Raw genomic sequence first — 12108 nt, 5'->3', positions numbered from 1 at the left:
TCTGATACTCGGCACCACGCCAGTACGCCCGCTCTCCCGTTTCACATGTCCCGCTTCCGCCTCCCCGAGAAGAGAGCATGCTCATGACTGCAGTGCTCGCTGTGGATCTTGGCAAGACAGGGTGCCGTGCCGCCGTCTGGACCGAGGACTCCCAGAAGCCCCGTTCCTTACGCGAGGTACCGGGAACACCCGGACTGGCATCTCCCGAAGGGGCCCTGGCGGCGGAGTCGGCGGTACGCGACGCCGCGCGAGCGGCGCTCGAGGAAGCCGCGGTCGAGCGGCTGCGGACCGTCTGTGTGGGAGCCGCTGGTGCGGCCGCCGCACCGGATGCCGCCGTCGAGCTGGCACAGCGGCTGCTGGGCACGATGCCCACCGAGGAGGTCGCGGTCACCAGCGATGCGGTGACGGCACACGCCGGAGCCCTGGGCGGCGACGCGGGCGTGGTCCTCGCAGCCGGGACCGGCGCCGTGGCCGTCGCGGCCGCCCAGGGCGCCTTCGCGCTCGTGGACGGCTGGGGGCCGTGGCTGGGCGACGAGGGCAGCGGCGCCTGGATCGGCCTGGCTGGACTGCGTGCGGCGCTTCGAGCCCACGACGGGCGAGGCGCCGAGACAGCGCTGCGCACCGCCGCTGTCGAACAGTACGGCGCCTTGGAACGACTGCCCGCCACCGTGTCGCAGGGCGGGAACCCCGCCCGGTCCGCCGCCGCCTTCGCCCCTGCGGTCTCCCGCGCCGCGGCCTGCGGAGACCCGACCGCCGTCCGCATCATGGCCGCCGCCGCCACCGCCCTGGCCGAAGCGGTGTTCGCCGCCGCCCGCCGGATCGGCGACGGCCCGGTCCCGGTGGCCGTCACGGGTGGCCTGACCCACCTCGGCGCCCCACTGCTGGATCCGCTCACCGCCGCGCTCACCGCGTCCGACCAGGTCCTGGAACTGCGGTCGCCACAGGGCGATCCGCTCCACGGGGCACGGCTGCTGGCCCTGCGGAGCGGCGGCCCGCACGAACCGTTCGTCACCCGCCTGCGGCACCCCACACGGTCGGCCTGATCAGCCGCCCGTCCGCCCTCCCCCCGCCGACGCCCTTCCCACAGGAGCAACCCGTGCGCCACCTCGACCTCGTAGTGATCATCGCCTACCTGATCGTCATCGCCTGGATCGGCCTACGCCTGTCCGGGCGGCAGAGAACGGCCAAGGAGTACTTCGTCGGTGAGGGCCGGATGCCCTGGTGGACGGTGTGCTTCTCGGTCGTGGCCACGGAGACCAGCGTCCTCACCGTGATCAGCGTCCCCGGCGGCGCCTACGGCACCCAGGCCTTCGGCAACGTCGAACTCGCGCTGGGCTATGTGATCGGACGCGTGATCGTCGCCACCGTGCTCATCCCGCTCTACAAGCGAGGCGGCTTCGTCAGCGCCTACGAGTACCTCGGGGACCGCTTCGGGCTTCGGCTGCAGGGCCTGGCCTCGATCACCTTCGTGGGCACCCGACTGCTCGCGGAGGGCGTACGCCTGTTCGCCTCCGCCATCCCGATCAAGCTGCTGCTGGACGAACTGGGCGTCAACACCAACTATCGGACCATCATCATCGCGCTCACCGCCATCACCGTCGTCTACACCTACCTCGGCGGTATCAAGGCCGTCATCTGGACCGACGCCGTCCAGATGCTGCTGTACCTCGGCGGCGCCGTCCTGGCGATCGCGGTCCTCTCCGGCCACGTCGGCGCGCACGGCTTCAGCGAGGCGCTGCACAGCGGGCACTTCCAGGTGTTCGACACCGACTTCTCCCCCAGCCACATCCTGACCAGCACCTTCGCGCTGCCCACCGCGATCCTCGGCGGCGCTGTCTTCGCCATGGCCAGCCACGGCTCGGACCAGCTCATCGTCCAGCGCATCCTGTCCACCCGCGACCTGCGCGACAGTCAGAAGGCGATGATCGGCTCGGGTGTGTTCATCACCCTCCAGTTCGCGGCGTTCTCCCTCGTCGGCGCGCTGCTGTGGTCCTACAACAACGGCCGGTCCTTCACCGACCTCGGTCTGAAGAGCTCCGACGACCTCTACCCGCACTTCATCCTGCACAGCCTCCCCGTCGGCATCTCGGGCCTGCTGGTGGCCGGCATCCTGGGAGCGGCCATGGGCTCACTGTCCTCGGCGCTCAACTCGATGGCCAACTCCACCGTTTCGGACCTGATCCGCAGTTTCTTCCGCCGCACGCCCTCCGAGGAGACCATGCTGAAGTTGGCACGGGTGATGACCCTGGTGTGGGCCGTGCTGATGGCAGTCTTCGCCTGTGCCTTCAGTACCAGCACCAGCAACGTCTACCTCACCGGCTTGGCCATCGCCGGCTACACCTACGGAGCCCTGCTCGGCGCCTTCCTGCTCGGCCGCCTGGTCAAGCGGGCGGGCGAAGTCGACTCCCTGGTCGCCTTCGTGGTGACCGTGGCGGTGATGACGTACATCGTGCGTGGCGTCAAGATCGACACGGTCGTCGCGGGAGCCACCGTGCCCGCCGCCATCGCGGCGCAGTGGCTGGTGCCCATCGGCGTCGTCCTCACCCTGGTCGTGGGCGGCGTGATGAGCCTCTTCCACCGCCCGCCGGCCTCCGCCGCCCTGTCCGGGCCGAACGCGGCCGATGCGGCGAAGACCCCGAGCACCCCGGCCGGCTGAACACACCCCCGGGGGCGGCTCTTCAGGCTGTTCGCGCAGGAGCCGCCCCGCACCCACACGAACCGCCCCAGGGAGGCACCATGCGCGTGATCGGCCTGATGTCCGGCACGTCCTACGACGCCATCGAGGCCGCGGCGGCCGATCTGGCCCTTGAGGGCGACGCCCTGGTACTGCGTCCGCTCGGTGCGCTCAGTCTCCCCTACCCCCAGGAGCTGCGCGGGTGCATCGAAGCCGTCCTGCCGCCCGCCACCACCACCGTCGAGGCCGTCTGCCGCCTGGACACCGGCATCGGCCGGGCCTTCGCCGAAGCCGCCGTACGAGCCGTCGGGGAGCTGTGTTCGGGCGCCGCCGACCTGGTGGTCTCGCACGGCCAGACCGTCCACCACTGGGTCGAGGACGCGGCGGTCCGTGGCACCCTCCAGCTCGGGCAGCCCTCCTGGATCGCCGAGGCGACCGGGCTCCCCGTCGTCTCCGACCTGCGCAGCCGCGACGTCGCCGCGGGGGGCCAGGGTGCTCCCCTGGTGAGCATCGTCGACACGCTGCTGCTGCGCGCCCGACCGGGCGTGAGCGCCGCCCTCAACCTGGGCGGCATAGCCAATGTGACCGTGGTGGCCCCGGGCGCCGACCCGGTCGCCTTCGACACCGGCCCCGCCAACGCGTTGATCGACGCCGCCGTACGGCACTTCACCCGGGGCGCCCGCGACTACGACGAGGACGGCCGCGGTGCCGCCCGCGGCAGGGTCCATCCCGGCCTGCTGGCCCGGTTGCTGGAAGAGCCGTACTACCGCCGTCCCGCCCCGAAGACCACCGGCAAGGAACTGTTCCACCTCGCGTATCTGAAGGACGCGCTCGCCGCGCAACCGGTCCCCGAACCCGACGACGTGCTGGCCACGTTGACCCGACTCACAGCGGTGACGGTCGCCGACGCCTGCCGGGCCCACGGTGTCACCGAACTCGTCGTCTCCGGCGGCGGCGCCCGCAACCCGGTGCTGATGCGGATGATCGGCGAAGAGCTGGCCGGCGTACGGCTGCTGCCCAGCGACAGTCTGGGCCTGCCCTCTCTCGCGAAGGAGGCGCTCGCGTTCGCGGTCCTGGGGTTCCTGACCCTGCACGGCCTGCCCGCCACGGTCCCCTCGTGCACGGGGGCCCGGCATGCCTCACTGCTGGGCAGCATCACCCCGGGCGGGGCGCCGCTACGCCTTCCGGACCCCTCCGCCGTCCCGCCGCGGCAGCTGCGGATCAGCGGCCCCACCGGCTGACCGCCGACGCATCCGGTCGACCGACGGCCTCCTTGAGGGCCCGTCGGCACAGGGCGTCGGCGCGGCGCGTGGACTCGGGGATGCGGTACCTCGGGGCGAGCGCGAGAGCGTGGGCGCAGGCGTTGTCGAGGCCGACCCGGTGGCCCACGGAGACGAACACCGGCTTGATGCCCGCCTGCGTGCGCACGGCCCGGCCGACCTCTTCCGCGCCGGCCAGAAGCGCGGCCGTGCTGCCCCGCGGGGCGCCCGGCTCCTCGTAGGTGAAGGTGAACGGGTTCTTGGCAACGCCGATCGTGGGCAGCCCGGTGAGGACGCCGAGGTGGCTCGCCAGCCCGAAGCGGCGCGGATGAGCGAGGCCGTAGCCGTCGCAGACGACCAGACCGGGGTCGTGGGAGAGGGCGTCCAGGGCGGCCAGCACGGTGGGGATCTCACGGAAGGCGAGCAGCCCGGGGACGTAGGGGAAGGAGACCTCGCCGACGGCGGTGGCCTCGTCGACCACGGCGAGCGTGGCCGCGTCCAGGACCACGGCCGCCGCCGCGACGACGCCGCGCTCGTCGTCGTAGGCGACGTCGACCCCCGTCACCCGGCCGGTCCCGGGCGGCGGACCGGCCTCGTCGAGGATGACCCGGCCGCGCAGTCCGTCCTGCACAGCACGGGCCTCTTCTTCGGTCGCGGGCCAGCCCGCGGGGATGTGTACGGTCGTCATGGTGGTGTCGAGCGTACGCATCCCCGCGGGCTGCCGTCACTTGCCCAGAGCGCGCTTCAGCTCGCTCTTGTTCATGTCCGAACGGCCATGAATGTTGCGCCGCTTGGCCTCCTCGTACAGCTGGTCGTAGGTGGGCCCCTGGGAGCCGTGGCCCGAGCGCTGTCCGCCGCGCTTGCCGGACGACATGTCCTGGGTGGACGTGCGGCTCGCGGTCTTCGACTCACCAGAGCGGGCACGCTCCTTGTTCACAGTCCGCGCCGCGATCTCCTCGGCGCGTCCCTTGCTCTCCCCGCGGTCGAGCGCGCTCTCCTTGATGTGCTCGTACTGACGCTCCCGCTTGGAGCTGGAGCCGCGTGGCATGACCGGTCACTTCCCTTCGGGGTTCGGGTCATCCACGAGTACCCGATTTCGCCGGGATCACCGTCAGGAGTCGAGCCGCGCCACCCGCCCCTTCTCACCGGAGGCCCAGCAGCCCCGATCCGGTGCGCAGTCCACGGTGTCGTACGAGCCCGTGTCGACGGTCTTCCAGGTGCGGCCACCGTCCGTGGTGAGGTCGGTGCCGGTCGGGCCGACGGCGAGTGCGGCCGTACGGCTGTGCGGGAGCCAGGTGACGCCGGATCGGTAGGCGGGCGGTGGCTCGGCGGCGGGGGTCCAGGTGCGGCCGCCGTCCCCGGTCACCGCCGCCGACCGCGGGGACGGCTGGTCCGCGCGGTAGTCGCCGCCGACCGCCAGGCCGTGCGTGCGGTCCCGGAAGGCGAGCCCGAACACGCCCCGCGCCGGGTCGCCCGCCGGGAGCGGCATGTCGGCGGCGGTCCACGTCAGTCCGCGGTCGACCGAGTGCAGCACGCGCGCGTGCGCGCCGCCACCCGTCGCGATCCATGCGTCGTGCGGCCCCGAGGCGACCAGGCACTGGCCACTCGCCGCGAACGCGGCCTCGCCGTCCTGCGTGGCGGGCATTCCGGCGCTGGGCAGGGTTTTCCAGGAACGGCCGCCGTCGCTGGTGGACAGAAGGCGGAACTTCCCGTCGACCGGGTCGCTCATGGCAAGGCCGTGGCGACGGTCGAAAAAGGTGAGGCAGTCGTAGAAAGCCTGGGCGTCGGTGTTGCGGAACGCCTCGGTCCAGGTCGCTCCCCCGTCGTCGGTACGGAAGACCCGGGAGGCTTCGCCCTCGCCGATGGCCAGGACGATCGCCTGCCGGGAGTCGAACGCCTCGATGTCACGGAACTCCAGGTCCGCGGCGCCCGGCGGGGAGACGTTCCGCCAGTGCGCGCCGCCGTCCGTGGTGCGCAGCACGGTGCCCTTTGTGCCGGCCAGCCAGGCGGTGTCCCGGCTGATCGCGGACAGACCGCGGAAGCGTGCGTCCGTGCCGCTGTCCGTGAGTTGCCAGTGCGGCGCCGGCTTCTGCGCCCCGTGTGCCTGCGCGGGCGCGGCCGCCAGCGCGGCGAGCACTGCCGCGCACAGTCCCATGGCCACCGTCCGTACCGTACGTCTCGTCTTCCCCATGCTCGTCATGGCGCGCGAAGCTAGCCCACTCGCCCGGTGCCGTCCAGATGTCCGGACGGCAAACCGCACGCCCCGGCCGGTGTCCACTCCGGTTCTCCTGGGTGTTTCGGAGATCGCGGGGGACACAGCGGCCGGTCACCGGGAACGCCTCGCCGGCATGAGATCGAGGCCCGAGAACCCACACATCGAGTGGTGATCCAGGTCACTCGAAAGTAATTGGCACGGAACGGCTCATTCCGTCGTCTCTTCAAATGCCTGTCCTCATCCGTCCGGAGTCCGTCCAGCCGTCACAAGGGAGCAAGGCGTTGTCCATCGTCATCGAGCAGCCCGTGGAGGCCCGTCTCGTCGCCGCCGCGCCGCGGATGCCGAGCATTCCGGCCATGCTCCACTACGACCGGCGTGACCCGTTCGCCGTTCGTATGAAGTTTCCGGCCGCGGCCACCCTGGAGGGCGTGGATGTGTGCTGGACCTTCTCCCGCGACCTCCTGACCGCGGGCATGGAGGGCCCGGAGGGCCACGGCGACGTCCGGGTGCGGCCGTATGGCTACGACCGCACCGTCCTGGAGTTCCACGCCGCTGAGGGCATCGCCGTGGTGCACATCCGCTCGGGCGAGATCCGGAGCTTCCTGCGGCGGACCGTGGAGCTGGTGCCGGTCGGCCTGGAGCATCTGCAGGTGGACCTGGACCACGACCTCGCGGAGCTGATGCGGGACGCATGCTGAACAGGCCCCACGCAAGCGGCTGCTCGACGAACGTGGGGTTTAACGACGGCTGCCCAGCATCCCGTTGAGGTCGCCATAATCGAGCCCACCGGCCAGCGCGTCGTACGTACCCGCGTCCAGCAGCTCCCTCGCGGCGCGGCGGACCAGGCCGTGGACGGCCTGCGCGATGCCGGAGCCGGCGCTGACCCGGGCGACTCCGAGGGCGGCCAGTTCGGCGACGGTGGGCGCGCCGGGCCCGACAAGCACGTTCAGCGGACCTTGGATGCCTTCGGCGAGCGCCTTCACGGTCACCGGGTCGACGGTTCCGGGCACGAAGATCCCGTCCGCCCCGGCGGTGAGGTAGGCGGCGGCCCGCTCCAGGGTCTCCGTCAAATCTCCGGCACCCCGCAGATATGTGTCGATGCGGGCGTTGAGGAACAGCGGCACCCCGGCGGCGTCGGCGGCCTGACGCGCCGCGGCGATGCGCTCGGCCTGCTGGGCGATCGGACGGAGCGGGGCACCGTCGCCGTACAGACCGTCCTCGATGTTCACGCCCACGGCACCCGCCGAGAGCACCGCTCTGATCGTGTCACCGACGCCCGCGGGATCGTCCGCGTATCCGGTCTCGATGTCCGCGCTCACGGGCACGGCCACCGCGTGCGCGATCCGCGCGAGGGCCGCGAGGGCGTCGTCCCGCGACAGCCGGTCGCCGTCGGCGGCGCCCAGCTCCCAGGCGAGCCCGGCGCTCGTGGTGGCCACGGCCGCCGCACCGGCCTCCTCGACGAGCCGCGCACTGGCCGCGTCCCAGGCGTTCGCAAGGACGAGGGGCCGGCCCGGAGTGTGCAGGGCGTGGAAGGCGAGGGCCTGCTCACGCAGCAGGTTGTCGTTGGTCATGGGGGTAAGCCAACCAGTCGACGCGGGACGGTGGCTGGCAGAAATCCGACAGATACATGCGCCTGAGCTGCCCACCCTCAACGAGCCTCGTCGCTCACGGTGTGGCAGGCGCGGCCGGTCCGGTCGGCAGGGCGGGCGATGGGGAGGCCGTCGCGGACGCGCCCCGCGTAAATGCGTTGACACTCTTTGCGCCCCCTCCTACGGTGTGCATCGGTCCTGTTGCCGTCGATAGGAGAAGGACGTTGCTCGTCTGAGGTCTTGAGACACCGCGTCACACAGCGCTGTCCGCGACTGTGTGCGTCGCGTGCGACCTCGGCAAATGAGCCGTCCTCCGGTACAGGGCCTTTCCTCCTGTTCGCGGACCGTCGCCCCGTGCGGTGTCTCACACGCGTTGCCATAACCACTTCAAGCAAACGCGAGGCCCGCATGTCACACATCCCCTCAATCACGTGTACGTCCCTGTCCTTCTCCTGGTCCGACGGCACCACCGTCTTCGACGATCTCCAGATCGCGTTCGCCTCCGGCAGGACCGGGCTCGTCGGTGTCAACGGATCAGGAAAGTCGACCCTGTTGAAACTGATCGCCGGTGAACTCACCCCGGCCGACGGTGTGGTGCGCATCGCCGGCGAGGTCGGCTACCTGCCGCAGAACGTCACGCTCGACACCGCGCTACGGGTCGACGAGGTGCTCGGTATCGCGGCGACACGCGCCGCGCTGCACGCCATCGAGGCGGGCGATGTGGCCGAGGAACACTTCACGACTGTCGGCGACGACTGGGACGTGGAAGAGCGCGCCGAGGCGACGCTCGGCGAACTCGGCCTCGACCACATCGGGCTGGACCGCACTGTCGGTGAGATCTCCGGCGGTGAGTCCGTCCTGCTGCGGCTGGCCGCGCTGCTGCTGCGTCGCCCCGACGTGCTGCTGCTCGACGAGCCCACCAACAACCTCGACCTGTACGCACGTAGGCGGCTGTACTCGGCGGTCGAGGCATGGTCAGGAGTGATGGTCGTGGTCAGCCACGACCGTGAACTGCTCGACCTCGTCGACCAGATCGCGGATCTGCGCTCCGGGGAGGTCACCTGGTTCGGCGGCACCTTCTCGGCCTATGAGGAGGCGCTGGCCATCGAGCAGGAGGCGGCGGAGCGCATGGTGCGCGTCGCCGAGGCCGACCTGCGCAAGCAGAAGCGTGAACTGGTCGATGCTCAGGTCAAGTTGGCCCGCCGTAAGCGGTACGGGCAGAAGATGTTCGAGCAGAAGCGCGAACCGAAGATCGTGATGGGGGCACGCAAGCGGGCGGCGCAGGAGTCCGCGGGCAAGCACCGCATCATGCACGAGGAGAAGCTCACCGAGGCCAGGGAACGGCTCGACGAGGCGGCCTTGGCGGTACGGGACGACGACGAGATCCGCGTCGACCTGCCGTATACGGCGGTGCCGCCGGGGCGGGCCGTCCTGACACTGCGGGGCCTGGAATTGATGTACGGCGCACGTGTGGAGGGCGGCCTCGATCTGCACGGTCCGGAGCGGATCGCGCTGATCGGACGCAACGGCGCCGGCAAGACCACACTGCTGCGTACGATCGCGGGCGAACTGGAGCCGCTGTCGGGCGAGGTGACAGCACATGTGCCGCTGCGCTTCCTGCCTCAGCGGCTGGACGTTCTCGACGACGCGTTGACGGTCGCGGAGAACGTGGCCCGGTTCGCTCCGGGCGCCACCAACAACCGGATCCGGGCGCGCCTGGCCCGCTTCCTGTTCCGTGGCGCACGGGCCGACCAGCCGACCGGGACCCTCTCGGGCGGTGAGCGCTTCCGAGCCGCCCTGGCCGCGTTGATGCTCGCCGAACCCGCGCCGCAACTGCTGATGCTCGACGAGCCGACGAACAACCTCGACATGTCGAGCGTGCGGCAGCTCACCACGGCCCTGGAGTCCTACGAAGGTGCGTTGATCGTGGCAAGCCACGACCTGCCGTTCCTGGAGTCGATCGGCATCACCCGCTGGCTGCTGCTCGACGGGGACTTGAAGGAGACGACGCCGGAGGCCGTCGGATAACCGTCCCGTCGGCGACGCGAGCCGACGAACACCTGGCGTCCAGGCCCTGGGGCCGGGCCCGGGGCTTTGCCCCCGTGGCCCGGCCCTGCATGATGGCGGCGACACCATCAGCCGAGACGGAGTTTCCGCCCGTGCCCAGCAAGAAGGCCCTCATCCGCCGCCCCGGTCCGCGCCTCGCCGAGGGGCTGGTGACGCACATCGAGCGGCAGAAGGTCGACGTCGACCTCGCGCGCGAGCAGTGGGAGGCGTACGGGGAAGCCCTGCGCGCGCACGGCTGGGAGACGTTCGAGGTGGGCCCGGCCGACGACTGCCCCGACTCGGTGTTCGTCGAGGACACGGTCGTGATGTACCGGAACGTCGCGCTGATCACCCGGCCGGGCGCCGCGTCGCGGCGCGGTGAAATCGCCGGCGTCGAGGAGGCCGTGGCCCGGCTCGGCTGTTCGGTGAACTGGATCTGGGAGCCGGGCACCCTCGACGGCGGAGACATCCTGAAGATCGACGACATGATCTACGTCGGCCGCGGCGGGCGCACCAACGCCGCCGCGGTCCAGCAGTTGCGGGCGGTCTTCGAGCCGCTGGGCGCCCGTGTCATCTCCGTCCCCGTCACCAGGGTGCTGCACCTGAAGTCGGCGGTCACCGCGCTGCCCGACGGCACGGTCATCGGCCATGTGCCGTTGGTGGACAAGCCGTCGCTGTTCCCGTGCTTCCTTCCGGTGCCGGAGGCATCCGGCTCGCACGTCGTGCTGCTGGGCGGCGGCAAGCTGCTCATGGCGGCAAGCGCCCCGAGGACGGCGGAGCTGCTGGCCGACCTCGGGCACGAACCGGTCCTCGTGGACATCAGCGAGTTCGAGAAGCTCGAGGGCTGCGTGACATGCCTGTCGGTGCGGATGCGGGAGTTGTACGCCTGACCACAGGCGGCTACCGGGGCCGTCCAGCCCCTGACGGACACACGCTGATCAGCACTCTTTACAGCATACTTAACCTACGGATGCGTAACCTACGGATTCGTAGCCTACGATCCCGTAAGTTCCGGCGCCGCCCGCCGGATGTTCAGCGTCCCCATGGAGTTCCCCGTGACGATCACCTCTCCCCACCTCGGCAGCCCCTCCGTCTGGACCGACGCACGGCTGCTGTACGCGCTGGAGGAAGTGGTCGAGACCGAGTTGAACCGGCATCTGAAGGTCGCCAAGGACTGGATGCCGCACGAGTACGTGCCCTGGGGCGACGGTCGTAACTTCCCCGGCTTCTTCGAGGACGGCGTGGCCTGGGACAAGGAGCAGTCCAAGGTCACCGAGATCGGCCGGACCGCACTGGTCGTGAACCTGCTGACGGAGGACAACCTCCCCAGCTACCACCACGAGATCGCCGCGCTGTTCGGCCGTGACGGCGCCTGGGGCACCTGGGTACACCGGTGGACCGCCGAGGAGGCCCGCCATGGCATCGTCATGCGCGACTATCTCCTCGCCTCGCGCGCGGTCGACCCCGACAAGCTGGAACAGTTCCGCATGGCGCACATGAGTGAGGGCTTCGAGTCGGACAACCGGCACTCGATGCTGCACACGGTCGCCTACGTAGCCTTCCAGGAACTGGCCACCCGCATCTCGCACCGCAACGCCGGCCACCAGTCAGGCGACCCGGTCTGTGACCGGATGCTGGCCCGCATCTCGACGGACGAGAACCTGCACATGGTCTTCTACCGGAACCTGCTCAAGGCCGCCTTCGAGATCGCGCCCGACCTGACCATGCAGGCGGTCCGGGACGTCGTGGTGAACTTCCGTATGCCCGGCCACGGCATCCCCGGCTTCGAGCGGGCAGCCGTGCAGATGGCGGTCGGCGAGGTCTACAACCTGCGGATCCACCACGACGACGTGCTCCAGCCCGTGCTCCGATTCCTGAAGGTCCTGGAGATCGACGGGTTCGGTCCCGATGGCCGCCAGGCGCAGGAGGACATGGGTCTGTTCATGGCCGGGTTGGACGCGGAGGCCGCGAAGTTCGACGAGAAGCTGGCGGCCCGCAAGGCGCGAATGGCGGCACGAGGCAAGGTGTGACACAAGCGGGCTCGGGCTCGGCTGCCGTGCGCCTCCCCGGACACGGCAGCCTTGCCCGCCCCGTCGGCGCCGTGTCTCCTATGCGGCCTCGTAGTGATGCGCGTCCGCGCCGCGCCACTTCACCCACGCCGGATCGTCCAGGACGTCCTCGGCGTCGGGCAGACCGGCCCGGCCGAGGAACTCGATCACGTCCTCGTCGGAGAACGCCAACCCCAGACTCTCCCCGCGCGCGGTCACTCGTCGGCCGCCGGTGCCCGACGGCGGATGAACGGTTACAGGTGCCCGTCCGGACATG

Annotated in this window: 12 protein-coding genes; 7 read left to right on the top strand and 5 right to left on the bottom strand. The window is 70.7% G+C overall.

The window, feature by feature from the left end; genetic code table 11:
- Positions 1-77 precede the first annotated feature (77 nt).
- The 3 genes from ACWDEX_RS07135 to ACWDEX_RS07125 all read left to right on the top strand — a co-directional run bounded on the left by ACWDEX_RS07135 (position 78) and on the right by ACWDEX_RS07125 (position 3915).
- Entirely contained in the window at positions 78-1043 is a 966-nt protein-coding gene (locus tag ACWDEX_RS07135; RefSeq protein WP_450462208.1) for an N-acetylglucosamine kinase, read from the top strand.
- Positions 1044-1096: 53 nt separating this feature from the next.
- On the top strand, positions 1097-2656 hold the full coding sequence (locus tag ACWDEX_RS07130) for a sodium:solute symporter (protein ID WP_450462207.1): 1560 nt from the start codon (positions 1097-1099) through the stop codon (positions 2654-2656).
- A gap of 80 nt (positions 2657-2736) precedes the next feature.
- Complete coding sequence (locus ACWDEX_RS07125) at positions 2737-3915, top strand: anhydro-N-acetylmuramic acid kinase (protein WP_450462206.1); 1179 nt, start codon at positions 2737-2739, stop codon at positions 3913-3915.
- Here the strand turns inward: ACWDEX_RS07125 and ACWDEX_RS07120 are convergent.
- From ACWDEX_RS07120 to ACWDEX_RS07110, 3 genes are all read right to left on the bottom strand, one after another.
- Positions 3896-4621, bottom strand: a complete 726-nt coding sequence (locus ACWDEX_RS07120; protein ID WP_450462205.1) for an endonuclease V — start codon at positions 4619-4621, stop codon at positions 3896-3898. The genes ACWDEX_RS07125 and ACWDEX_RS07120 overlap by 20 nt on opposite strands.
- Positions 4622-4657: 36 nt before the next feature.
- A complete protein-coding gene (locus ACWDEX_RS07115; RefSeq protein ID WP_450462204.1) occupies positions 4658-4981 on the bottom strand; it encodes a plasmid stabilization protein in 324 nt (107 codons plus the stop codon).
- 63 nt (positions 4982-5044) lie between these two features.
- Entirely contained in the window at positions 5045-6124 is a 1080-nt protein-coding gene (locus ACWDEX_RS07110; protein ID WP_450462423.1) for a WD40/YVTN/BNR-like repeat-containing protein, read from the bottom strand.
- Between the two features lie 305 nt (positions 6125-6429).
- Between ACWDEX_RS07110 and ACWDEX_RS07105 the strand changes: the two genes are divergently transcribed.
- Positions 6430-6846, top strand: coding sequence for an SsgA family sporulation/cell division regulator (locus ACWDEX_RS07105; RefSeq protein ID WP_450462422.1), 417 nt, complete (start codon positions 6430-6432; stop codon positions 6844-6846).
- Positions 6847-6885: 39 nt separating this feature from the next.
- On the opposite strand, the gene ACWDEX_RS07100 is transcribed toward ACWDEX_RS07105, so the two are convergent.
- Positions 6886-7719: an isocitrate lyase/PEP mutase family protein gene (locus ACWDEX_RS07100; protein WP_450462203.1), complete on the bottom strand. Its 834-nt coding sequence runs from the start codon at positions 7717-7719 to the stop codon at positions 6886-6888.
- Positions 7720-8145: 426 nt separating this feature from the next.
- Here ACWDEX_RS07100 and ACWDEX_RS07095 point away from each other — a divergent pair, with 426 nt between their 5' ends.
- The 3 genes from ACWDEX_RS07095 (at position 8146) to ACWDEX_RS07085 (ending at position 11813) form a co-directional block, all read left to right on the top strand.
- A complete protein-coding gene (locus ACWDEX_RS07095) occupies positions 8146-9765 on the top strand; it encodes an ABC-F family ATP-binding cassette domain-containing protein (protein ID WP_450462202.1) in 1620 nt (539 codons plus the stop codon).
- 131 nt (positions 9766-9896) lie between these two features.
- Complete coding sequence (ddaH, locus tag ACWDEX_RS07090) at positions 9897-10673, top strand: dimethylargininase (RefSeq protein WP_450462201.1); 777 nt, start codon at positions 9897-9899, stop codon at positions 10671-10673.
- Positions 10674-10838: 165 nt separating this feature from the next.
- A complete protein-coding gene (locus ACWDEX_RS07085; protein WP_450462200.1) occupies positions 10839-11813 on the top strand; it encodes an acyl-ACP desaturase in 975 nt (324 codons plus the stop codon).
- 78 nt (positions 11814-11891) lie between these two features.
- On the opposite strand, the gene ACWDEX_RS07080 is transcribed toward ACWDEX_RS07085, so the two are convergent.
- Positions 11892-12107 carry a hypothetical protein gene (locus ACWDEX_RS07080; protein ID WP_450462199.1) on the bottom strand — a complete coding sequence of 72 codons (216 nt, stop codon included), beginning with the start codon at positions 12105-12107 and terminating at the stop codon, positions 11892-11894.
- Between the last annotated feature and the right edge of the window lies 1 nt (position 12108).

The sequence above is a fragment of the Streptomyces sp. NPDC001020 genome (assembly GCF_053599115.1).
The sequence above is the reverse complement of the archived record's forward strand: the minus strand, read 5'-3'. Positions and strand labels throughout refer to the sequence as shown.